This window comes from Alkalihalobacterium sp. TH-98, assembly GCF_057473385.1.
In genome coordinates, this window is record NZ_JBYCKM010000018.1 from 1 (window position 1) to 23,911 (window position 23,911).

Sequence of the window (23,911 nt, forward strand, 5' to 3'; positions counted from 1 at the left end):
GGGGAAAGCGTGAATGAAACGGCGCGAATGGTGAGCAGTAGAGGAAAAAATTAGGAAAAGGCATGAACGAAACGGCGCGAAAGGTGAGCGGTAGAGGGAAAAATTAGGAGAAAGCGTGAACGAATCAGCCCGAATCGTGAGCAGTAGAGGGAAAAATTAGGAGAAAGCGTGAACGAATCAGCCCGAATGGTGAGCAGTAGAGGTAAAAATTAGGAGAAAGCGTGAATGAAACGGCGTGAATCGTGAGCGGTAGAGGGAAAAATTAGGAGAAAGCGTGAACGAATCAGCCCGAATCGTGAGCGGTAGAGGAAAAAATTAGGAGGAAGCGTAAATGAAACGGCGTGAATGGTGAGCGATAGAGGGAAAAATTAGGGGAAGGCATGAACTAATCAGTCCGAATGAAGTGCGCGGGAGGAAAACATTCAAATAGCTACAATCTGTCAAAAACACCAAACGAAAGTCATGCGTATATGACTATAAAATCAGGAGAATATTACTTGTACATGCAATTGTAGATACAAGTGAGGAGAATTGTAATGAATTTACTTCTAAAACAACAGCTGTTACTAACGGTAAGAGCATTGTATTTTTGTATGGAAAATCAGTGGGCAGAAATAGGGAAGGAATACGATATTTCACCAGCGCAACAGCATATCTTATTTCTCCTTTCTACAAATGAAAATAAGCTAACACCTTCAAAGATCGGAGAATTAGGCTGTTGGCATGCATCAACAGTTACAAGATTGCTTAAGCGTCTGGAGCAAAATGGATATATCCATGTGAGAACAAAAAAGAATAAAGCTCGATATAAGCTCGTGTCCATGACAGATAAAGGAAGGTGCGTTCTTGAAAAAATCTTTGAAACCGTTAAATCTATGGAGCAGTTTCCGTTTGATTTGCGACACTTATCTGAGGATGACGTGTTACAGTTTTTGGATTATGGTAAAAAAATACTAGATGTTCATAAAGGAGAAAGCTTCATGAGAGACGTGATTAGTAAACCAATGAAGGACCTAGATTATGCGTAACATACTTAACCCCCTATAAGCTCAGGAGGTGGAATTGTGTCAAAAGATAAAAGAGTTTTACTGTTTTTTTGGGTGGTTACATTTGTCCTCTTAGTTTTGAATGTACCAAAAATTAAAGTTAAACATGCAATCCTTGCTTTTCTCTATAAACAAATGGTGACTTGGTTGTTTGGTTTGCTCGTTGTTGAAAAAGGACTGATTAAATATCCTGTAAGATTTTTTAAGAAAGCAAATAAATCGAGTTTTTCATTTGAATATTTTATTTATCCTGCTTTATGTTCCATTTTTAATATGAATTATCCAGAAAACAAAAGTAGGCTTATGAAATTTTTTTATATAATGTTTCATTCGGGAGCAGTTACGTTCGTTGAATATTTAATTGAAAGGAAGACAAATCTTATTACCTATGTAAAGTGGAAATGGTACTGGAGTTTTATTACATTATCAATCACTTATTATTCCTCAAGGGTATTTTATCGTTGGTTTTTTAAAGATGAATTTTCCGGTAGTCATCCCAACTCCTTATCAGTTCCAATGAAGAAAGAAGTTTAAATAATTTTCAATTAGCGTGATAGAAGTAATAACAGGTGGAAAAATAATCTCAGATGAATAGCATATGAAGAAGGAGGAAAAGCAGTGGCAAAAAAGAAACGAGGCCAAAACGAAACAGAGATCACAAACAATGCAAGTGATGCTGAGTTTGGAATAGAGTATACAGAGAGTAAAAAAGTAAAGTCAAAAAAAGGCAAGAAAAATAAATAACCATAGTGGATGGATAACCAGAGAGCAAGGGGTTATCCATTTTTAAGTTAAATGTTAAATAGAAGTAAAGATTGTGGATTGTAGAAGGATTTTGATGATTAAATGTTAAATAAAGTAAAGCTTAAATTTATTTTTTCTAAAATCCTCTAGAGAAGGTGTAACGATTGATTATTTTTAGTGATATTTCGGTCGCATGGCTATTGTCTTTACCGTTACTAGTAATCTATTTTAAGTTTAGCAATTTAGCAGAAGAACACAAAAGGTCGAGACTAGCGTTTCCACTATGGTTCACTAATTTTTTGTTGCTGCAGCACTTACTTAATTATGGTGATTTGTTTTGGGTTGTTATGTTGTTTCAATTGATTTTCCTTTATCCGATTAGCATAGCTGTATTCCTTTATATGTCACGACTTAATAAAGACGAAACCGCTATTAATACTTTAATTATAGGTTTCAAAAGAAAACAAATTATTGTGGTTGCAGTCGTTTCTTTATTAAGCGTAATCTGTATTGGATGGGGCGTCAGTGACAGCAATCAAAAAGTCGCTCAGTTGCATCACCAAATCATGAATGAGATTGTTGAGAGTGACGAACCCTTGAGCTATCTAATTTACCATTCAATATCCCCTGAAACATTAATCGGAATATTACCATCCATTAAAAGCATGACCTATGGCGAAGTGACTGTTACCTCTTTGCCTTGGAAGAGCACAGTTCGAGTTAGTTATGAAAACGGTACTGAGGCTAGAGTGAGAACATTTACTTATGTTCGTTTCAATGAAGGGTGGAAATTAGATGGGATGTATAGTGAAGAAATTCGATCGATGAATTAGGTTACTACAATTAGTTAAGATGAAACCATCTTCTTGCTCATTCGTATGAGTAATAGAAGAGGAGTGGTTTTAGAAGTGCGGTTTATTAGATTACTATTTTCAAAATATAAGTTTTTGGTTTACACGGCATTTGGTAATGAAAGTTATATGCAGGTAGCTAGTCGTTTAAAAACAGCTGATATTCCGTTTCAAACGGAAATTGTAAGAAACCCTAATACGTATCAAACGATTGGTCACAATGACAAGGCTCAATACGATATTTATGTGAAAGAACAAGATAAACATAAAGCACAGGAAGTCATCCATAAACGTTTTGAGTAAAAGTATTTAAGTAATGTAAAAGGAAATGGGGAAGCAGCATGACTAATTGGTGGTACACACTTTATTTTTTGATTTTAGGAATTATCGCTTTTTTCACTGGAGAAATCATTACATTTCTTATGTTGGGTTTTATTTTATTAAGTTTAAACAATATTCATTTAACACTTAAGAAAATACATAAGAGTCTTACAACCCAAACATCTGAGGAAAAGTAGGGTGTATAGGGAAAGTGCACCCTTGAGTAAATCTGTAAATGCAAAAAACAGTCCACAAGTAACTGAAATTACCGGTTAAGTATAAACTACAACCGGGAGCCGCAGCGACTACATTCCAGCGCCTAAATAAATCTCAGGAGGCCCCGATGTGAAGCGAATTTTAATAGTCATTACCACCGTACTCGTACTTCTAATCAGTTTTATTGGATTAAGATTTGGAAGTGCGTTATTCCAAGAAGAACGTCCGTTACTAATGCTTTATACCGTAATGAAATTGGAATTCTCGGATCATGATTTTGAACTAATCAGTGATACTGGCACATCAAAAAGATATGTATCCAAGACAGGAGTATCATCAGAAGAGATCTTTCACGACTATATGAGAGAACGAGGCTGGCATTTTAAAGAACAAATGGGTTCTGGTTTTATTTTTGAAAAAGATGGAATGGTGAAGGTTGTAACCACGAGGATGTATACGAGACATTATTTCATCTGGTTGGTGCCAAACGAAATTTAAGAGGCAATACTCTAACAAAAAGAGCTTTCCCAATAGAGAAAGCCTCTAATAAAAGTATCTAACGCCTATCCCAAAAACGGCGGGTAGCGATGGCCGTAACGAAATCTTTACCGAAAGCAGGGTTGTTCGCAGCAAAGATGACTCCAGCCAGATGATAATCTTCTGAGGGTTGAATATAGGCTTGGCCTGTCGTTGCTACACCAATAGGTTTATAGCGACTATATGCACCATCAATAAACTCGCTGACATTACGATCGAATATGGCTTGATTATCCGTACGCCCGCCAACAACATATAGAGAATCATATAAAACATTATGAGTGCTGACAAAGATTTCGTCGATTTTTATTTTAGTGCCGTCTGTCCCTGTGACATAGCCGAGTTTTTCACTAATAAATTCAATAAATACCCCATGTTGCTGTAGTGTCTCAATAGCACTCCGTACTTCAGGTCCGTCAAATCCGTTTCCTATTAGAACTCCTACTTTTAAGGTGTTTGGGTAATGTGGTGTATTTGCTTGACTAACAGCTGGTGAGGAAGCTGTGACTGGTACATGCTCCCCAACTGGAGGGTTTGCTCCCACATTGTCAGCAATGGTTGTTGCCATATCCTTATCTACATTGACGAACATATCAACTACTTGCTGGCGAACAGACTCATTTTTTACTTTCGTGAGTTCAAAGCTAAATGCTTCAATGATGTGTTGTTTCTCAACAGTCGACATACTGTTCCAAAACAACCTGGCATGGGAGAAGAAATCTTTGAATGACTCACTGCTGGCTTTTACTTTATAACCTTCAACCCTGTCTGGATAGTCAAAATATCCACCTTCTTCTGGCGGTGTAGGACCCGGGGTATTACCGGCCAATGAATTGCGAATATAATTCACCTGATCGACATCAATTCGATGCCTACTAAAGCTATCGCGCTGGTTATTATGGAATGGACAAATCGATCGATTAATCGGTAAATCTGGGTAATTAGATCCTCCTAGGCGATGTTGTTGCGTAATTTTATAAGTGAACGTTCTTCCTTGTAAAATTGGATCATCCGTAAAGGTGATTCCTGGAAGAAGATTCGTGACATCAAAGGCTACTTGTTCCGTTTCAGCAAAGAAATTATCGACATTTTTATTTAATGTCATTTTCCCAACGATTTCTACAGGTATTAATTCTTCTGGCCATATCTTCGTAGGATCTAACACGTCAAAGTCAAACTGAAACTCATCCTCTTCATCAATCAGCTGCACACCTAGCTCATATTCAGGATAAGCCCCTTTTTCAATCGCATCCCATAAATCTCGTCTGTGGTAATCTGGATCTAACCCGCCAATCATTAGTGATTCTTCATTTAAGAAAGAATGAACTCCAAGTACAGGCTTCCAATGAAATCTTACAAAGGTTGCTTTCCCGTGTTCATTGACAAATCGGAAGGTATTGATAGCAAACCCTTCCATCATTCGGTAACTTCTTGGGACGGCTCGATCTGACATGGCCCACATGACAAAATGCGCTGATTCCGGATTATTGGCGACAAAATCCCAAAAGTTATCATGAGCAGCAGAGGCTGTCGGCATATCATTATGCGGTTCAGGTTTCAACGCGTGTTGTGAATCGACGAACTTAAAGGCATCGAAAAGTACAAATATAGGAAATTGGAGCCCTAATATATCATAATTTCCTTCTTCTGTATAAAATTTTACGGCAAAACCACGAACATCTCGGGCTGTATCCATTGATCCCTTCCCACCTTGAACGGTTGAAAAGCGAGCGAAAACAGGCGTCGTTGTCCCTGGTTCTTGGAGAAAGCCCGCAATCGTATATTTTTTCATCGACTTATATAACTGGAATTCCCCATGTGCCCCGTAGCCTCTTGCATGAACGACCCTTTCCGGAATTCGCTCAGTGTCAAAATGCATTTGTTTTTGAAAAAAGTGAAAGTCTTGCATAAGTACAGGACCACGATCTCCCGCTTTTAAGGTCGACTCGTTATTTGCGACCTTCAGTCCTTCATTTGTCGTCATTCTATTCCCCGTGTTTTGGATACGGTGTGCTTCTAACTGTTCTTGCTTGCTGTTTCCATCCACTTTCTTGTTGTCTCTTGATGACTGATCCATAAATTCACCTGCCCCGGAAATTTATTAACCGATCTATATGTATGATTTTTCTATGGGTTTAGACCGATTTATGAAATTCTTCAGTTTAGAGATAGAAATTTTTATTAGAAATCTGCTATACAGTGTTTTGTACTAGAAGATAGGTATTACAAGACATGAAAGGTGAAAAGCAAGGTTCAACCAAAAAAGTTCATTCATATACTTAAAATAGAAATTCTAGAAAAAAAGAAAGTGAAGTAATCTGTCAATCGGAGGGAGGGTGAGATTTGACAACGATAGGTCTGATTAGGCACGGGATAACGGAATGGAATGTACGAGGTCTCGTACAAGGGGTATCTGATATTCCTTTAAATGATGTGGGCAGGAAACAAGCTTTGGATGTTGCTAATCGATTATCGCAAGAAGAGCCGTGGGATATCCTTATTACAAGTGATTTATCTAGGGCGGTTGAAACGGGTAAAATTATTCAATCGAAACTCAACATACCAACAAGCCTGACAGATCCGCGTATTCGTGAACTCGATTGTGGACAAATCGAAGGAACAAACGAAGAAATACGTGTTGCGAAGTGGGGGGAAAACTGGCGGGAGCTTGATCTTGGAATTGAAAAGTTTGCAGATGTAGGGAGACGTGGAGTTTCCTTTATGGAACATGTAGTAAAGACCTATAATGGAAAACGGGTACTGATAGTCAGTCACGGTGCTATCTTAGGTATAACATTAAGAAAGTTGCTTCCCGAAAAGTTTCAAAAAACGATGATTGATAATACTTCTTTGACTATTCTAAAAAACACGGATAACACATGGGATTGTGAGCTGTATAACTGCACAAAACATTTGAAATCTGAGATATAGATAATTAGTAAAATAGTTGCACAAACTATTCTTACGGAGGTGAGGTACGTATGGAAGGTAAGCCGAATCATTATGACGGAAGTTTTCATAATAGTGAAAACTCTGCTGGAGAAGCGGGGATGGAGCCATTTAAGGTAACGGATGAAATGAGAGGGAGTATCAGTGGGAATCCTTACTCAAATAGGGATCAGGAATAATTGATGTTGAAAAGGTGGTCTTTCCCAAAAAGGCGCCTTTTTTGTTTCGGTAAAAGTCGGGGAGTGGGTTCTAAGAATAAGGAAGTTAACTAAATTGGACTTATTTTAGGTTCATGCACATAAATGTTCTCTTATTGCAAAACCTATACTGCAAAGACTATAGGGAAAGAAAGGATCAATGTATATGACTAAAGTATTATACATCACAGCGCACCCTCATGATGATACACAATCTTATAGTATGGCAGTTGGAAAGGCATTTATCGATACATACAAAGAAGTGAATTCAGATCATGAAATTGTTCATGTAGACCTTTACAATGAGGATATACCTCACATTGATGTCGATGTTTTCAGCGGATGGGGGAAACTTCGTTCAGGGCAAGGGTTTGAAGAATTGTCAGCCGAAGAAAAAGCGAAAGTAGGAAGACTATCAGAGTTATGTGAACAATTCATATCAGCAGATAAGTATATCTTCGTTACTCCGTTATGGAACTTCTCGTTCCCACCAGTTATGAAAGCCTATATGGATTCAGTCGCTGTTGCAGGTAAAACCTTTAAATATACGGAACAGGGCCCAGTTGGTCTATTAACAGATAAGAAAGCGTTGCATATCCAAGCGCGCGGCGGAGTTTACTCTGAAGGACCAGCAGCTGCAATGGAAATGGGTCACCGCTATTTAGACATTATGATGCAATTCTTTGGAGTTCCTTCATTTGAAGGGTTATTTGTCGAAGGGCATAATGCAATGCCCGATAAAGCCGAAGAAATTAAAGAAAATGCCATTGCAAGAGCAAAGGACTTTGCCCAAACGTTTTAATGCGAGAAGAGTCAACAATTGTGTAAGAAGTTCCAGTTAACAATAATTAATCACAGCAGAGGCAGAGGTGAAGAAGTTTAAGGTCTTCACCTCTTTTTGTGTTGATATTGCGGGATTAGTTCTAATTTGAAAATCCAATTAGCCACATATTTTAACAAACTTACAGATGATGTGGTTTAGGCTGGAACCAGATCCTAGTTTTAGGTTATTGTCATATACAACAAAACTTAAGAGGACTCCAAAGCCCTTATTAGTGTCGAAAACACGATTTTTATTAATTTAGTGGACTCAGAAGCTCTTATTCCATAAAAAAAGAGACAGTTACCCATGAAATCTTAAAAATAAGGGCCTCTCAGTCCGTGAGCTTTCAAAACTTGATGATTTTAGAGAAATAAGGGCCTGTGAGTCCTTTAAAGAGCTCACACACTAACTTCTAATGTATGACGCTTCTAATATTCGATGGGATGGATGCTTTTGGCAATTCTTCCGTTTAGCAAGGGCTAGTGTCCACTTACTAGATTCCATCATGTGTGATATCCGTCATAGTCTTTTATTCTCAAACATTAAAATTTTTTATAAAAATAGGTTTAACTTTTTTAGGGATGGGTAAATATCATTGTTATTTGGAATTTTATAGTTATATATTACTAGTTTTGGGGGAGATTACGTTGCAAGCGAGAAAGAATTTAATCATGATTTTATTTAGTGTATTTGTAGTTGTGATTTCGATTTTGGTTCACTTTTTACACCGTTCGATTGGATGGTTGGATACCTATCTGCTTTTATCACACGTTCATTCAGGTACACCGACGGAGTTGCACTTTTTATTAAATAGTTTATTCTTTTTGCCGTTTCTATTTTTAGGAGTTTCCGTTTTTCTTTTCTGGAAAAACCGCATACATACGTGGATACCACTCTTTGTAACGCTTACACTTACGTTTGGTAGTATTTCAATTATCGCGGGTGGCGATGGGTTAATTGAATACCACTTTTCGATTTTTATGGTTTTAGCGAGTCTTGCTTACTATGAAAGTATTCGCCTTGTTATTGTGAGTACCGCGATTTTTGCAGTGCAGCATTTGCTCGGATATTTTACTGTGCCAGAGTTGATCTGCGGTAGTGATAATTATCCTTTTTCATTACTTCTAATTCATGCTGTTTTTCTTATTTTTACGAGTGCTGTCATTATCATTCAAATTGTGGCAAGAAAACAATATGATCGTGTGGTAGCAAAAAATGAGGAAGAGCAACAAAGTATCATTGAAGGTCTTGTCCAGCATATTGCGAAAACTTCTAATAAAGTACTTAAAAACGTTGAAACGTTAAAAGAAGGAGCGATAACTTCGACAGAAGCATCAACAGCCATTAGCGATTCGATGATCCAAATGGTCGCTGGTGCACAACGACAGCTAACCGAGGCAAAGCGAAGTAACATTGCATTAGAAGAAATGACGGTTGATGTGAAGAAAATTATGACACAGGCGAAGCGTTCGGTTCAGTCCTCAGAACGAACAGCTGAAGAAGCAAAAGACGGAAAGGAAAGTATGCGACAAACGGAGCAAACGATACAAGAAGTGGCTTCAGCTGTGGAAAGAATGGATGAAGTTGTAGTACGACTAAATGAACGTTCAAAAGATATTCAACAAACGCTATCGCTTATGACCGATATTGCGGAACAGACGAATTTATTAGCCTTAAATGCTGCCATCGAAGCAGCACGAGCAGGTGAGAATGGTAAAGGGTTTGCTGTTGTAGCAGATGAGGTAAGGAAGCTCGCGGACCAGTCGAGAAACTATGCGAAACGAATTAACCTCGTCTTGAATGATTTGGTTCACGATACAACAGCCATGGCTAAAGTGATGGAACACGGGAAAAAACAAACCGCTTCTGGGATTACCCAAGTAAATTATACAGGTGAAATTTTTAGTCGGATTGTTGAAGAAATTGATCGTGTAGCCTCAGAAATAAAAACGTCAAACGAATTATCAGAAACGGTCGGCAAAAAAATGGGCGATGTACAAGCAGCCATTCAAGAAATGATGACTGTAGCAACGGAAAACCAAATGGCTACCGAAAGTATCTCAGCCACATCTCAACAACAGCTTGCAACCTTCGAGGAATTTAATACGATTACAAACGATATCCAAAAATTAAGTGATTCATTGTCTTCACAAATTGAACAAATTCAAAAGGATATGGAAAACCGAGATTAAATGACGCGTTCTTGCATAGTAGCGTGCATTCGAAACTATCATCCAAAGACTAAATCGAGCAGGTTTAGTCTGTTTTTTATGTTGGGAATCATGAAAGCTGAACGTAAAAGACATAAATACCGTGAATAAAGTAGGTGTTAAAAAGCCAATATCCCTACAAATTTTACCAGTATATCTGTTACAATTGAAATATGTTTTAAAATAGTTCATAGGGGAGGGTGGAAATTGAATACTACTGAATGTACAATCCGGCTCAAAAGAACTTCACAATATATTAATGTATTAAGGCGATTTCAAGTGTATATAGATGATGTTCATGTAAGGGATATAAAAAACGGGGAAGAAATAGTGATATCTTTGGAGCCCGGCCATCATGAGTTATATATTAAAATCGATTGGGTGAAAAGCAAGAAGCTTGAACTAGACATAGAGACTGGGGAAGAAATTCAGCTTATTTGCGGCTCTCCTATAAAAGGTGCTAAACTCTTTATTCCTTTCTATCCATTAATCAGTACGTTTGTACCAAAGTGGTATTTATTTTTAAAAGAAATAGAGAAGTAGAAGTAGGGTCTTGTAGTCTATTATGCTATCATAATTTTATACATATTTTGGATGCGAGAGTAGGGAGGGTATTATGAATTCACATACGAAAAACGGCTTAGCTATATCCATTGTGGCATCAGTTGCAATAGTAATCGTTGGTATCTTAATGATTAGCAATTTATATTTTAATTCAAAAGAAATTCAGGCCGCATCTGATGGATGTTACGATAACGGTGGACTTCCCATTGTTGACAAAACGAATGGGAAATTAACGTATTTTAAATGTAAAATGGATGGATAATTCTATTAACTATTTAACTAATCAAATATAGGACGGTACTGTGAACATCTGTTGTTACAGCCGTCCTTTTGTTACATGATCTAATTACTTTTTAAATATTTTTTTAGTTCGTACTTTAACTTTATTCAATTGTACTTTTATATCTGCTAGCTCCTCAAGTATTTGATCCAATTTAGACTCCAATTTTTTCAAATCATTGTTTTCCTGATTTTGTACAGTTGAAAGATTATCTATTAAACTTGTTTCATTTAAAATAGTACTTATACTACTCATAATCTTATTTACATTATTGGATTTATTATTTGAGTGCTCATCCGTTGCTAATTCGTCTAACAGACCATTTAAACTGTTGAGGGATTGATTAGACGCCAATTTTGAAAGGTTATTTAGATGATCTGCATTTGAGTTTTTTAATAAATTTGTAGCAATATTAAGGATCCCACTTAGGTCTACATTTTCATCATGTGTTTCATGATTTGGTTCCGATTGATCTTCTTTCTTTTTGGGATTTAATTCACTCATGCTATTCCTCACCTTTCTTCAATTAAATTAATTCACCTAAAATGTGACTTTAAGTAACGTGTACCAAAATAAAATCATATAAATAATAAAAATGTGTATACATTTTTTACATTGGGATATCTAGGAGGCACATGAAGCGCTCTCCTAGATGTGAGTGGGGGCAAGGATTATTCTTAAGCTTATGCGGTAGCAGAAGACCCTTGTCCCAGAAGTTCTTGAAGACATTTGATAATAAGGTTACGCTGCTGTTCGTTACCAATTAAAATGGCGACTAGTAAGGCAACTAAAAACAGTAGCGCAATAACTACTAATGCTAACATTAATTTTCCCCCTTTCTTAACATATTTTGTAAGGCCTCGTACCTTACAGTTATATACTATGACTTAAGAGAATGCTTGCTTATAGCATTTGCCGTGTCTTCTAGTAAAAAGGGCGAATTATAGAATAGATTAATATAAGTAAACTGAATAAAAGGCACGAAGAACATAATCTCCGCGCCTTTTATTCAATGCTATTAAACTGTAGTTTGGGTATTGTGTGTTATTAAGCCAGTGAATTCATCTGTCATTTTTCGTTTTGCACCGCATCAATAAACCCGTTTATTTTAACCCCACGCATAGACCTTATGGTAGCAAGGTTAAAACCGAGAAAAAGTGCATAATAGACCCAGCGACTACAAATAGATGCCAAATCGCATGGTGATAATAAAAGCCTCTCCATACATAAAAGATTGCGCCGGCCGAATATAACACGCCGCCTATGACTAGCATGACAATGCCTTCTGAAGGAACATTTTGGACTAAAGTACCCCAAGCAAAAACAATCATCCAACCTAATAAAACGTATAAAACGGTAGAAGTATGTAAGAACCGTTTGACGAAGAACGATTTAAATACCGTCCCTGCAATCGCAAGCCCCCATACAATACCGAAAAGAGTCCACCCTAAAGCACCTTTAACCGCAATAAATAAGAATGGTGTATACGTACCAGCGATAAAAAAGTAGATGGATGAGTGGTCTAAAATTTCAAAGACATCCTTTGCCTTACCTGGAGGAAAGCTGTGTACGAGTGTCGACGACGTGTACAATAAGACCATCGTTGTTCCGAATAAGGTAAAACTCACAACATGCCATGCGGTTCCGTATAGTGATGAGAAGACAATGAGGAGGACTAAGGCAGCGATACTTAAAAGAGCACCGATCCCATGAATAATCGCGTTAGCAATTTCCTCTCCTTTTGAGAAAACATGTGTATTGGACATGTGTTGATCATTCCTTTTTTGTTTTAATAGTATTTGAGCAACTATTAAGCTATTTTTCAATCTCCATAAATTCAATTTTATCACTTAATTGGAGAAACTGCTCTCCATTTACTTAATCATAATATTTTTACACTAGAGTCACTTATGCAATAATTCTATAAACCTAACTGATTCATATTCCCAAGAAACCAAAAAAGTGTATGTTACTTATAACTTATACATCTAGTAGGTGTCAAGCTGAATGAATGGAGCTCCAACTGATCGGGGGTTACTGTAAACACCATAACACTAGGACGAATGTAGGCGAATATACATAAATGGGATTATAATTTAGGAGGAAATGTTAATGAACCAAGATCACAGTGTATTCCCGCCATTTATTGGTGATCGCATGCCGCGACTAGAAGTCCATACGACTCTTGGGAAGAGGATTCTTCCTGATGATTATGAAGGTCGGTGGCTTATGTTATTTAGTCATCCAGGAGATTTTACGCCAGTGTGTACGACTGAGTTTGTTTCATTCGCTAAAAATCAAGCCGTATTTCAACAATTGAATTGTGAGCTCGTGGGTCTTTCCATTGATACGGTATATGCCCATATGAAATGGATTGAATGGATTCAAACTCAATTAGGTGTTAGTATCACATTTCCGATCATTGCCGATGAACTCGGGAATGTCTCCCGTCGTTTAGGCATGCTTCCGCGAGAAGGAGTTAAACGTACGGTCCGATCCGTATTTTTTGTTGATCCAAATGGCTTTATTCGATTAATTCTTACGTACCCAGATGAATTAGGGCGTAATACGAGCGAATTACTGCGGGCACTTAAGGGCTTACAAACGGCTGATGCACATGGCGTTGCGATGCCAGCGAATTGGCCAAATAATGAAATCATCGGTGACCAAGCGATTATACCACCTGCAAATACGGTGATGAAGGCGAGAGAAAGACTGGAAGCTGCTCAAGCGCAAGAATTTTCATGCTTTGATTGGTGGTTCTGTTATAAAGACATACCCGTTCGGAAAGAAACTGATAAATAGTTAAATAGGGAAAAGGGTAAGTAAATTTTCGGAGAACAGGGCTTGATGTGGTCATCATGAAAAACATATTACAGTGGTTTAATATTCTTTACTCTCCAACATAGTCAAAAACCTTCTAAACAAGATTAGAGGGTTTTTGCTGTCTTTACTCTTAATCTCCTAGAAATTCCCTTCAGCGCACACCAAACAGCACTATTGATAAGCGCATTCTCCTAGGAATTCCCTCAAGCGCACACGAAACAGCGCAATTGCTAAGCGTAATCTCCTAAAAATCCCCTCAAGCGCACACGAAACAGCGTTATTTGTAAGCGAGATCTTCTAAAAAATTCCTCGGGCGCACACGAAACAGCGCAATTGCTAAGCGTAATCTCCTAAAAAATTCCTCAAGCGCACACGAAACAGCGTTATTGATTAGTGGAATCTCCTAAAAAATTCCTCAAACGCACACGAAACAGCGTTATTGATTAGTGGAATCTCCTAAAAAATTCCTCAAGCGCACACGAAACGGCGTTATTTGTAAGCGGGATCTCCTAAAAATTCCCTCAAGCGCACACGAAACAGCACTATTGATAAGCGGAATCTCCTAAAAAATTCCTCAAGCGCACACGAAACAGTGCTATTAATAAGCGGAGTTTCCTAAAAATTCCTTCAAATGCACATTAATCAAGACAAAGGGTTGTTCATGTCCCAATCAGCACAATTGTACACAACATATAAAAATCGACACAACAACAGTTATTGCGTTTTAATGAAGTACATATGTTCTTTTCGGAAGTAAAACCGGATAAGGTAGCCAAATTTTGTCATTCGTGATATAATAGTGAATGACAGTCAGTCAGTGACAATTCTTTACTGGAGGATTGATAATGAAGCAAGACAACAAATACGAATTGTTAGTGAATGCTGCACTAACTGTAATGAAAGAAAAAGGGTTTGAGAAAGCGTCGGTTTCGCAAATCGTCAAAGAAGCTGGAGTTGCCCAAGGTACATTTTATTTATACTTTGACTCCAAAAGTGCAATTGTACCGGCAATTGCCGAAAAGATACTAAATGCTCTTTTCTTGAAAATAAAGCAAAATTTTAATGTCGAAGAAACGATTTTTCAAACACTTGAAATGATCGTCGAAGTTACATTCGATATTACAAAGGAGTACCGTGAGCTGATTTTATTTTGTTATTCCGGACTCGCTTATTACCATTCGTTTGAGCGGTGGGAAGAAATTTACCAGCCTTATTATAGTTGGCTTGAGGAACGACTTGACCATGCCAATAAAAACGGGCTCATTCATACGTATCTAGACTTAAATTCGTTAGCTAAAATGATTATAGATTTAATTGAAAACTCAGCGGAAACGTATTATTTAACTAATGAAAATGATATAAGTATGGAACATAGTAAAAATCAAGTATTACTTTTTATAAAAAGCGCACTGACTGACAGTCAATCATTAAACAAAGCCTAGACGAGGTGTTAATATGCATAGTGATTATGCATTGGAAAAGAAGTTGTTAAAGATTTCAGTTTATGGTGCGGTCATGTTTGCTGTGACTGGTGTCGTTTGGGGATATCTCATTTCCTCACAAATGGTTATGTTCGATGGACTTTATTCATTAATTAGTGTCATGCTGTCCCTGATGTCCTTATTTGCAGCACAATTTATTCAGAAGAGGGATACGAAGAAATTCCCATTCGGTAAGGAGGTGCTTGAACCTCTAGTCATTATTATTAAGTATGCGGTCATTTTGATACTTTGTTTGGTTGCAGTGGTCTCAGCATTGGAGGCACTTGTATCAGGTGGTCGAGAAACAAATATCGGGTCCGCTCTTCTTTATTCTATTTTATCTACGGTAGCATGTTGGGGCGTATTTGTTTACTTAAAGAAACAAAAGCAAGGATCAGGCCTCATTCAAGCGGAGGCCAATCAATGGAGAATGGACATGGTACTTAGTGCGGCAGTTCTAGTTGGATTTTTCATCGCAGCACTTTTATCCTATACTCGATTTACGTTTTTAACCCCTTATATTGACCCGCTTATGGTTCTCCTTTCTGCTGGGTTCTTCTTGAAGGTTCCAATTGTAGAAATTGCAAAAGCTTCAAAAGAAGTGCTCGAAATGGCACCCGACCAACTGATCCAAAAGAAATTTAAATCGGTGATTGATTCGATCCAAGCACAATATCAAATAGAAGATTCGATGCTGCGAATGTCCAAGGTAGGCGGTAAACTTTTCATCGAAGTTGATTTTATTTTAAATGAGCAATCTAAAGTAATAACCGTCGCCGAGCAAGATTTAATTCGCGAAGAAATTAATAAACGTACCAAAGATTTACGGTATAAAAAGTGGTTAACCGTTTCATTTACAAATGATCGAAAATGGGTTAATTAATATTTTAAAGGTGAAAAGAGGTTAAGCGAACGATTGTAAAGCAGTAATAAACTCTTGAACAGAATGGTATTTGAATTTATCGGTTGGATGTAGAGCTTTCTTTAAGACGTTGTGTAATTTCTCATTCATGAGTGTTTTTCCATTGCTTTCTTTTGGTATTACTCCATGAATTAAGAAGATACAAATTAGTGCGGCATCGTGGATGTCTTTAGATACTCTATATTTATCATTTATTTTTTTGGCAACATTAAAATCAATTAATTTCGTTGTTTCTGGTTGGTCGTCTTTAACCAATATATTTTTAGGCTTGATATCAAAATGAATATAGCCAATTTGGTGCAGGTGTTCGACAGCTTTTAATATATTGATTGTAATTTGTACACTAGTTTTTTCGTCTCTTTTTTTAACTTCATAGTGGTCAAAATGAAAGCCGAGTGCTTCACCGTCAATATACTCCATCTCCAAGTAGGCGATTTTGTTTTCGATTTTAAAATCGTAAAAAGTAGGTAAATATTTTGATGGAGTATATTGTTTCATTATTTTTGCTTCTTTTTTTGTAAGTCGTAGTTTTCTTGACCGTTTAATGGCAACTTTTCTATTGTTTGTTGGGTCAAAGGCACTATACACTTTTCCGAACACGCCTTTCCCAAGTAAATTTTTATCAACAATATAGTTTTTATATTTCAAAACGTTCCCCCACTTTTAAGAAATGTATTAGGTATTTCTGGACCTTACCATAATAAAGTTAGTGTTGATTAGCATTAGCATTACTTTATATTATTCATTGGGAGGAAGGGTGTTTAGATAAAAGTCAATAAAATAATAAGAATAGTTTTTTACGTAAATACAGAGAACCGTTTAAAAATATGGCGGAACCACTAAATGACTAAAAAATATCCATCTATTAAACAACCAGCATCATTGAATAGGATGATGCTGGTTGTTGGTGTTTTCTGTTACAGGGATGTTATCGACCCATCAGTACTTCCACTTAGTGATGGTAAACGGCAAGGTCACAATAAATAAATCTATGGCATAAAAAGAGTACAAAATTCCATGGTTCTTATTTGCAGTATTTCTATCAGAATAAAGCTTTTTATCATAGACTTTCTTTATCCCAAACCTGAAAGGAAATAGTCTATAGATTTTAGGGATATCCATTTTATTTTTCATTATCCCTCGAAATATCGCATCCTGTGTGTATGTCACTAAACAAAATATGAAGAAACCAATGATGATTTTCAGTAAAGTAACCATGCTTCAACACCTCGTTAGGCCTGTATTTTATTCGTAAGTTCTTCTTGATGACTTTTTTCAATAGAACGCGAGATCTACATCCATTATATCCCATTCGTATGTGTAGAGAGTTGAAATTTCAGTTAATTTTTTTAAAGTAGAAATCCTGGCTGTGCTTTTGAAACTTTTCCTTTCGCCAGTCGTAACTAATAATAAGTAAGTATGAAAGTTTAATTGACAATCATCCAACAGTTTCTAGAGCAATTGATATTTAGTGCTTTTCGTACTGATTAACTCTCTGTAACAAAAGGGGTGGTAAAATGTTTGAATATATCGTAGCGGTGTTCGTAGGGATTATTCCGTTACTTTATTTGTATTTAGCCGTTAAATTTATGATTTATAACAAAAAGGGTGGAAGAACGCTTTATCCAATTGATGATCAACCTTTTATTTATAAGGATATGGGAGTTCAGTTGAGGAGAGTGACTCCTAAATTAGTAATCCTCGAAAGTCCTCTTTACCTTATTGGTTTTACATGTGCTGTAGTTGCAAATGTTTCACTTTATTTCGGAAACGATGCGTTCTTTCTTCTCGCCCCGGCGATATTACCACTAATGTTTTCTAGAGGCTCTTTATTCGCAGCGTTTGAATTAAAAGAGGAGGGCGTTTTGGTTGGCGGTGTTTATCAAAATTGGTCCCAAATTGACAAAGTGGAGTTCTCCTCATTAAAAGTCCATGAAAAAGAATATGGTTTTGGAAAAGAAGACCAGCATCTTAAATTCAAGTTTCATTTAAAAAACGATAAGAGTTTTCACGTCATTATTGGAGAAAGTGAACATGAAAAGGTTATTGACGTTTTAAAACATAAAAATTTAATAGTTTGTAAAAAATCAGATTTAGGCTTACCACAATAGAACATGTTCAAAATATTACAAAGAAAGGTCTTATCTAAATGTTGTTTAAAGTGTAATAAGAAAACTAACTAATAAATGGATACTTATGGTAAAGTTAAAGGGAGTGTATGAAGTAAGTGCAACCTAGAAAGCGTAAAAAATTGATGATGCTTCATGCGTACTCGCGAGAAACGATCATGAAAGTGAAACAGGTGTCATTATGTATAAACAACGTTTTTGGGACTATTTTTTATTTCGTCCGATCTCTTGTAACAAAGAGAAGTTAAAGAAAGTTATTCTTGGTAAGTCAATTCTTATAACGGGTGCCAGTTCAGGTGTTGGAAAAGAATTAGCCTTTGAGCTGGCAGATGTAGACTGTCATTTAATTTTAGTGGCAAGAAGAGGAGAGGAACTTGCGAATTTAAAGAAGACGATTGAAACAAAGAATGCTAGAGTCAGTGTTTTTCAAGCGGATCTTAGAGATGAGACGGAAATGGAAAACTTTCTCTCTTTTCTACATGGGTTGCCACAGGGGCTCGATATCGTAGTCAGTAACGCAGGTTTATCCATTCATAGATCCATCAATGACTCGTTAAACCGTTATCATGATTTTACACGAACGATGGCGATTAATTATTTTGCTCCTGTTCAATTACTGTTATCTGTTATTCCTATTCTTCAAAGAAATAAAGGCCATATCATTAATGTTTCTACCATCAATGCACGACTAACACCTGTTCCGTATTTTGCGGCCTATCAAGCATCGAAATCAGCTTTTGATGTGTGGCTTCGGTCAACAGCGCCTGAGCTACATGCCCAAGGAGTGTTAACGACATCGGTCTATCTTCCCCTAATTAAAACACCGATGATCGAACCTACAGCGGCCTATCAACATCTACCGGCAATGTCTCCACGTTATGTTGCTAGAATTATCTGTAAGAGCATGTACACCAAAAAGAAAACTTACCAGCCTTGGTGGTTCATCTTTGGTCAGATCGCTTCCATATTTCTAGCCAATTTTAACGGGGTTTCAAAGAAGAAAGGGGGGAAGGGCCGGTGAAGTTATTCAAGCTTATCTATGTTTTATACAAGATAAAACTACTGTCACCACTCGGTTTGTACCGGTTCATTAGTTCTTTTTTTGCCTGTGGTATGAACTTGATGACTCTATTACATTTTGCCGAAAAGAAATATGCTAATAAAACCGTGATAGTAGATGACAAGAAAACATTATCATATAGCCAATTGCTAGCAGAATCATATCAATTAGCTATCTATCTAAAAGAGGAGTATCAAATACAGAGCGGTCAAAAGGTCGGCTTTCTTTGTAAAAATCATGCTTCTTTTGTAAAAGCTATTTTTGCTGTGTCCCGATTAGGAGCAGACCTATATTTATTAAATACTGAACTAAAAACAAGCCAGTTTAATCAATTTTTAGAGCGACATGATTTTGACTTTTTAATATACGATTTGGAATTTACGGACGTAGTTCATCACTCTGATTATTCCAATGCGAAACTATTAAGTTATCATGATCGGCTTACAGCAATTGATAACATCGTCCATTCAGCCACGATTTCAAAAGTCATTTTACCACGGTATTCCTCGAGTAAATTGGTCTTGCAAACGAGCGGTACGACTGGAATGTCGAAAGAAGCAGCCCATAAACCGTCCTTATTTAATTACTTAAATCCGTTTGCAGCCCTTCTTCAACGATTGAAAATTTTAAACTATAATACTGCTTATATTGGGTCACCGATATTTCATGGGTATGGAATTGCGGTCCTCTTATTATTTATTCCATTAGGGAAAAAAGTAGTGATTAGTCAAACGTTTGAGGCCTCAAAAGCTTGCAGGCTTATCCGCGACCACCAAGCGGAAGTGGTTACTCTAGTTCCTTTAATGCTGCAAAAAATGTTACAACACAATGTCGACAATTTGCGATCACTAGTATGTGTCGCTTCTGGTGGAGCAAAGCTTAGTACAAAACTGGTCGATGAGACGCAGCGCTCATTGGGTGATGTGCTCTATAATTTATACGGCACTTCTGAATCAGGGCTTAACTTTATCGCTACACCTGAAGATTTGCGCTATTCTCCTGCAACCATAGGTAAGAGAATAAACGGGATGGCTGTAAGAGTCCTTGATGAGCAGATGGAAGAATGGAAAAGCGGTCAGGTTGGTCAGCTTTGTATTAAAAATGATTGGTCGATCAGCAATAAAAACAACACTTGGATTGAAACAGGTGATTTAGCTTACAAGGATGAAAATGATTATTACTTTCTATGCGGGCGAAGCGATGACATGGTGGTGTCTGGCGGTGAAAACGTGTATCCAATCGAAGTGGAACAAGTAGTGATACAACATTCTTTCATTGAAGATGTTGCTGTAGTCGGGGTACCAGATGAACAATTTGGACAGAGGTTGACCGCATTTGTTCTTCTAGCAGAAGATGCTGATCTTACGGAAAAAGATTTACTAGAATGGATGCGTTTGAGATTGCCTAGATTTCAGATCCCTAAAAGTATAACATTCGTTCATCACATGCCGTACACACCACTAGGTAAGCTGGATAAAAAACAGTTACGTCGGAGGATCGAAAATGAAGAAAAATAGACTCTTGTTCATAATTGCGATTGTCATTGGTTTTATTGTTTCTATTATTGGTGTCCAATACTATGCAAATTCCTCGATCGAGCGTGTTGCTGAAAAACGAGGGGCTCTAGAAATTTTAGAAAAAATAGAGACTGGACACAGTACGATTGTTATTTTTGATACAGGTGATTTTATTAAAGGGGAAGAGTTTGTCAAAGGATTAACCGGTTGGAGTGTACGAACGATAAGTCAAGCGACAAATGACCGAAGTAATGATCTGACCTTTAGAACTGATAATATGAGTTACATCCCTAGTGGCCCCATTGGATTTTGGTATGGGTATGTGAATCGCACTCAAGTGGACTATATCCGGTTTCAAACGAATGGCTTTGACATTCAACATCAAGTTAACGCCTATCACTGGTATATCCCTGATTTGTCGGAAGTGGAAGATCAAGGGAGTTTTATGGCGGAGCAATTCAGTGTTATCTTAAAAGATGGACGAGAAATCTATTATCCATTTGAAGAATTGCAGTAGAAAGGAACTCGATTTGCTGTAGAAAAGGGAACAACAACATTCAATACTTGGAAACAAGGTTAACGATATGGCTGTAAACGAACTATCAAAAAAATAAAAAATCGAGGGATGCAATATGGAAATGAGCCAGCTTAAAGACCTTGCAGTGAGTAAGTTAAACCCGCAAAAGCTAACGGAAAATTGTTACGTAGGTTCAGTCGCCTGTGCGCTTGTGACGGATCAGGGGAACGTTTACACCGGTGTATGTATCGATGCGCCGTCTGGAATGGGTTTTTGTGCTGAACATGCCGCGATCGCACAGATGATCACGAACAATGAAACGAGAATTACCCAGATTGCTGCCGTTGGACCTGAAGGAAAGATTTATCCTCCTTGTGGCAGGTGCAGAGAATTCATCTATCAAATTAATCCTAAAAATATCGAAGCCGAACTATTAGTTGAAGAAAATAAAGTAGTGCTGCTTGAGGAGATCTTGCCTTATCGTTGGAATTAATACAGCAACTTCCTTTATATGACCATATTAAAAAGAGAGCAGATGATAACATGAAAAACTACCTTGTAATCATGATTTTACCCTTGTTAGCGCTAATTTTGATTGGTTGCAGTAATGAACAGAGTGGGCAAACACACAGCGAATTGTATGAAGTTGACTTAACCGAAAGAGAGCGTGCAATCCTTGCAACGACAACTGATCAGTCATTCGTATTTGAGTTTACTAATAGGAATGAAACGGAAGAAGCTTCTGTATGGGTTGAAAAATATGAGTCAGGGCAACTAGTTGAGCAGCGATTAGGCGGAATTTCTACCTATATTGATGGAGACGGTTATATCATTTTTGCAACTTTAAAAGCCCACGAACATCGTAATGAATTTTTTTATAATATGAGTATCAGTAGTGATGGAGGCACGGCAACAAGTGGCCATTATGAGAGGGTTTCGGGGAGTGACACAGAAAATCTAGCTAGCCTATGGGAGAGTAATCCGGAAAATATTGAAGTTGTAAGCGGGAAAGAACTAGTTTTAGCAAGTCTTTTTTATGCAGCTAGTGATGGTGTCATGCGAACCCTTTCAACAGACTTTTATAGAAACATGGATTTACACCTACACGAACTTGAGAATTATGATGTCGTTTACGTCGTGAAAGGGGAGTTTAAGTAAGTCAATCAATGAGTATGGTGGATTTTCAAGATGAAGAATCTGTAAATCAATTGATTAAACAAGATAATATGGTACTAGTATTAAAGGTGAAAATAGAAGAAAGCATATTAAATAATAACGAATGAGGTACATCTTGAAAACATTGAGAATACTTTCACTTATCTTTCTATTTATAGCAATAGCCCATGCTGGTAATTTAGCTTTTTGGTATTTCTTTATGGAAAGAGAACTCAGCGAAATCCCTCTTTACAAACAATATTTGAGTTTGATATCCACATTTATTTATTTCTCACTTAATCTGATTAGAGATTTAATGATCAAATATAAAGCAAAAAATGAAGTTTCACCTGACAATTAGGTGGACAACCATAAAATGAGAGTAAAAACACACAGATGATTGTGTGTTTTTGTATGTCGTGGCACTTTCACTTGCTTACAATTGTAGTTTTACAGGAAGTTCAATCGTAAAGGTTGTACCGACCGAAAGTTTACTCTCAACGTGAATGTTTCCTTGGTGATGATTTTTAATAATGTTTTTAGTGACCATCATTCCTAACCCGGTTCCTTTTTCTTTCGTTGAGAAGAATGGCTCTCCTAATTCTTCAATTTGTTTATTTGACATTCCTGACCCGTCATCAGCGATTTGAATGACAGCGATGTTGTTATGCTGGCTAAGCCTTACGGAAACCGTCCCGTTTGTTTCAATTGCTTCTAACGCATTTTTAATTAAATTAATGAGAACTTGTTTCATTTGATCGGCAATACAAGTAATTTCAAGTGACGTACATTCGCTTTCATAAAGCAACTTTGTGTTTTTCATCGTCGCTTGCGGCTCCATGAGCAGGACGACTTGTTCGATAAGCTGACTTATATTGTGATTTTTATAATTTCTTTTTTGTGGTTTAGAGAATGTAAGAAGCTCCTGAATAATTAATTCCATCCGATCAAATTCATTGTCCATAATTTCAAAGTATTCTTCTTTGGGCTCCTTGTTGTATCGCATTAATTGTGTAAAGCCTTTAAGGGATGTAATGGGATTACGGAGTTCATGAGCAATTCCTGCAGACATCTGCCCAACAAGCGAGAGCTTTTCCCATTCTTGTAAAATCTTTTCAGTTTTTTTCTTTTCAGTTACATCTCTAAAAGTAATGACGGTACCTACATGTTTTTCATTTTCCATCATCGGATTAACAGTATACTCTACTGGGAAGCTAGTTCCATCTTTATGCCAAAAGATATCATCTTCAACAAATATACTTTTCCCATTATTTAATGCGTGATATACCGGGCAATCGCAAAGAGGAACATGTTCACCCTTGTCGTTCGTGTGATGAATTAAGTCGTGAAGATTTTCACTCTCAAAATCTGATATGACGTACCCCGTTAATTGCTCAGCAGCCTTATTCCAGAATATAACTTTAGCATTTAAATCGATCCCGTATATCCCTTCGGCAACAGAGTCCAAAATCAGTTGATTCACATTTGTAAGTTTCTTAATTTCATTTTGAAGCATATTGACTGACATATATTCTTTTGGCATGAGCATTATCCTTTTTATTTAAA

Annotated in this window: 27 protein-coding genes; 21 read left to right on the plus strand and 6 right to left on the minus strand. The window is 37.1% G+C overall.

Annotated features, from left to right (window positions below; genetic code table 11):
- Positions 1-536: 536 nt before the first annotated feature.
- The 6 genes from AC2VNP_RS07535 to AC2VNP_RS07560 all read left to right on the plus strand — a co-directional run bounded on the left by AC2VNP_RS07535 (position 537) and on the right by AC2VNP_RS07560 (position 3,676).
- A complete protein-coding gene (locus AC2VNP_RS07535; protein ID WP_486916731.1) occupies positions 537-1,028 on the plus strand; it encodes a MarR family winged helix-turn-helix transcriptional regulator in 492 nt (163 codons plus the stop codon).
- 36 nt (positions 1,029-1,064) lie between these two features.
- A complete protein-coding gene (locus AC2VNP_RS07540; protein WP_486916732.1) occupies positions 1,065-1,580 on the plus strand; it encodes a CBO0543 family protein in 516 nt (171 codons plus the stop codon).
- 84 nt (positions 1,581-1,664) lie between these two features.
- On the plus strand, positions 1,665-1,790 hold the full coding sequence (locus AC2VNP_RS07545; RefSeq protein WP_486916733.1) for a hypothetical protein: 126 nt from the start codon (positions 1,665-1,667) through the stop codon (positions 1,788-1,790).
- Between the two features lie 164 nt (positions 1,791-1,954).
- Positions 1,955-2,623: a hypothetical protein gene (locus AC2VNP_RS07550; protein ID WP_486916734.1), complete on the plus strand. Its 669-nt coding sequence runs from the start codon at positions 1,955-1,957 to the stop codon at positions 2,621-2,623.
- Positions 2,624-2,668: 45 nt separating this feature from the next.
- Entirely contained in the window at positions 2,669-2,944 is a 276-nt protein-coding gene (locus tag AC2VNP_RS07555; RefSeq protein WP_486916735.1) for a hypothetical protein, read from the plus strand.
- 363 nt (positions 2,945-3,307) lie between these two features.
- Positions 3,308-3,676, plus strand: a complete 369-nt coding sequence (locus AC2VNP_RS07560; protein ID WP_486916736.1) for a hypothetical protein — start codon at positions 3,308-3,310, stop codon at positions 3,674-3,676.
- Between the two features lie 58 nt (positions 3,677-3,734).
- On the opposite strand, the gene AC2VNP_RS07565 is transcribed toward AC2VNP_RS07560, so the two are convergent.
- Positions 3,735-5,792 (minus strand): catalase, encoded by a 2,058-nt coding sequence (locus AC2VNP_RS07565; RefSeq protein ID WP_486916737.1) that lies wholly within the window; start codon positions 5,790-5,792, stop codon positions 3,735-3,737.
- A 266-nt stretch (positions 5,793-6,058) separates the two neighbouring features.
- On the opposite strand from AC2VNP_RS07565, the gene AC2VNP_RS07570 reads away from it, so the two are divergent.
- From AC2VNP_RS07570 to AC2VNP_RS07595, 6 genes are all read left to right on the plus strand, one after another.
- Positions 6,059-6,646 carry a histidine phosphatase family protein gene (locus tag AC2VNP_RS07570; RefSeq protein WP_486916738.1) on the plus strand — a complete coding sequence of 196 codons (588 nt, stop codon included), beginning with the start codon at positions 6,059-6,061 and terminating at the stop codon, positions 6,644-6,646.
- Between the two features lie 50 nt (positions 6,647-6,696).
- Positions 6,697-6,843, plus strand: coding sequence for a hypothetical protein (locus AC2VNP_RS07575; RefSeq protein ID WP_486916739.1), 147 nt, complete (start codon positions 6,697-6,699; stop codon positions 6,841-6,843).
- A gap of 184 nt (positions 6,844-7,027) precedes the next feature.
- Entirely contained in the window at positions 7,028-7,663 is a 636-nt protein-coding gene (locus AC2VNP_RS07580; RefSeq protein ID WP_486916740.1) for an FMN-dependent NADH-azoreductase, read from the plus strand.
- A gap of 668 nt (positions 7,664-8,331) precedes the next feature.
- Positions 8,332-9,876 carry a methyl-accepting chemotaxis protein gene (locus AC2VNP_RS07585; protein WP_486916741.1) on the plus strand — a complete coding sequence of 515 codons (1,545 nt, stop codon included), beginning with the start codon at positions 8,332-8,334 and terminating at the stop codon, positions 9,874-9,876.
- 225 nt (positions 9,877-10,101) lie between these two features.
- Complete coding sequence (locus tag AC2VNP_RS07590; protein WP_486916742.1) at positions 10,102-10,437, plus strand: hypothetical protein; 336 nt, start codon at positions 10,102-10,104, stop codon at positions 10,435-10,437.
- 73 nt (positions 10,438-10,510) lie between these two features.
- The gene (locus AC2VNP_RS07595) at positions 10,511-10,720 is read left to right on the plus strand and encodes a hypothetical protein (protein WP_486916743.1); all 210 of its coding nucleotides are present in this window, start codon (positions 10,511-10,513) and stop codon (positions 10,718-10,720) included.
- 84 nt (positions 10,721-10,804) lie between these two features.
- On the opposite strand, the gene AC2VNP_RS07600 is transcribed toward AC2VNP_RS07595, so the two are convergent.
- The 3 genes from AC2VNP_RS07600 to trhA form a co-directional block, all read right to left on the minus strand.
- Positions 10,805-11,242, minus strand: a complete 438-nt coding sequence (locus tag AC2VNP_RS07600) for a hypothetical protein (protein WP_486916744.1) — start codon at positions 11,240-11,242, stop codon at positions 10,805-10,807.
- A 179-nt stretch (positions 11,243-11,421) separates the two neighbouring features.
- Complete coding sequence (locus tag AC2VNP_RS07605; protein WP_486916745.1) at positions 11,422-11,562, minus strand: hypothetical protein; 141 nt, start codon at positions 11,560-11,562, stop codon at positions 11,422-11,424.
- Positions 11,563-11,865: 303 nt separating this feature from the next.
- Positions 11,866-12,504: a PAQR family membrane homeostasis protein TrhA gene (gene trhA / locus AC2VNP_RS07610; RefSeq protein ID WP_486916746.1), complete on the minus strand. Its 639-nt coding sequence runs from the start codon at positions 12,502-12,504 to the stop codon at positions 11,866-11,868.
- 346 nt (positions 12,505-12,850) lie between these two features.
- Between trhA and AC2VNP_RS07615 the strand changes: the two genes are divergently transcribed.
- The 3 genes from AC2VNP_RS07615 (at position 12,851) to AC2VNP_RS07625 (ending at position 15,928) form a co-directional block, all read left to right on the plus strand.
- Positions 12,851-13,543: a peroxiredoxin gene (locus tag AC2VNP_RS07615; protein ID WP_486916747.1), complete on the plus strand. Its 693-nt coding sequence runs from the start codon at positions 12,851-12,853 to the stop codon at positions 13,541-13,543.
- An 866-nt stretch (positions 13,544-14,409) separates the two neighbouring features.
- Positions 14,410-15,006 (plus strand): TetR/AcrR family transcriptional regulator, encoded by a 597-nt coding sequence (locus AC2VNP_RS07620; RefSeq protein ID WP_486916748.1) that lies wholly within the window; start codon positions 14,410-14,412, stop codon positions 15,004-15,006.
- 13 nt (positions 15,007-15,019) lie between these two features.
- Complete coding sequence (locus AC2VNP_RS07625) at positions 15,020-15,928, plus strand: cation diffusion facilitator family transporter (protein WP_486916749.1); 909 nt, start codon at positions 15,020-15,022, stop codon at positions 15,926-15,928.
- Between the two features lie 21 nt (positions 15,929-15,949).
- On the opposite strand, the gene AC2VNP_RS07630 is transcribed toward AC2VNP_RS07625, so the two are convergent.
- The gene (locus AC2VNP_RS07630) at positions 15,950-16,615 is read right to left on the minus strand and encodes a protein kinase domain-containing protein (RefSeq protein ID WP_486916750.1); all 666 of its coding nucleotides are present in this window, start codon (positions 16,613-16,615) and stop codon (positions 15,950-15,952) included.
- 869 nt (positions 16,616-17,484) lie between these two features.
- Here AC2VNP_RS07630 and AC2VNP_RS07635 point away from each other — a divergent pair.
- The 6 genes from AC2VNP_RS07635 (at position 17,485) to AC2VNP_RS07660 (ending at position 22,348) form a co-directional block, all read left to right on the plus strand.
- On the plus strand, positions 17,485-18,078 hold the full coding sequence (locus AC2VNP_RS07635) for a hypothetical protein (protein ID WP_486916751.1): 594 nt from the start codon (positions 17,485-17,487) through the stop codon (positions 18,076-18,078).
- A gap of 199 nt (positions 18,079-18,277) precedes the next feature.
- The gene (locus AC2VNP_RS07640; protein ID WP_486916752.1) at positions 18,278-19,117 is read left to right on the plus strand and encodes an SDR family NAD(P)-dependent oxidoreductase; all 840 of its coding nucleotides are present in this window, start codon (positions 18,278-18,280) and stop codon (positions 19,115-19,117) included.
- Positions 19,114-20,673 (plus strand): AMP-binding protein, encoded by a 1,560-nt coding sequence (locus tag AC2VNP_RS07645; protein WP_486916753.1) that lies wholly within the window; start codon positions 19,114-19,116, stop codon positions 20,671-20,673. The genes AC2VNP_RS07640 and AC2VNP_RS07645 overlap by 4 nt, the downstream gene beginning before the upstream one ends.
- Entirely contained in the window at positions 20,660-21,190 is a 531-nt protein-coding gene (locus tag AC2VNP_RS07650) for a hypothetical protein (RefSeq protein ID WP_486916754.1), read from the plus strand. Before AC2VNP_RS07645 ends, AC2VNP_RS07650 begins: the two co-directional genes overlap by 14 nt.
- Before the next feature lie 121 nt (positions 21,191-21,311).
- Positions 21,312-21,683 carry a cytidine deaminase family protein gene (locus AC2VNP_RS07655; RefSeq protein WP_486916755.1) on the plus strand — a complete coding sequence of 124 codons (372 nt, stop codon included), beginning with the start codon at positions 21,312-21,314 and terminating at the stop codon, positions 21,681-21,683.
- Positions 21,674-22,348, plus strand: a complete 675-nt coding sequence (locus AC2VNP_RS07660) for a hypothetical protein (RefSeq protein ID WP_486916756.1) — start codon at positions 21,674-21,676, stop codon at positions 22,346-22,348. Before AC2VNP_RS07655 ends, AC2VNP_RS07660 begins: the two co-directional genes overlap by 10 nt.
- Before the next feature lie 433 nt (positions 22,349-22,781).
- Here AC2VNP_RS07660 and AC2VNP_RS07665 read toward each other — a convergent pair whose 3' ends face one another.
- Entirely contained in the window at positions 22,782-23,888 is a 1,107-nt protein-coding gene (locus AC2VNP_RS07665; protein WP_486916757.1) for an ATP-binding protein, read from the minus strand.
- Positions 23,889-23,911: the final 23 nt, after the last annotated feature.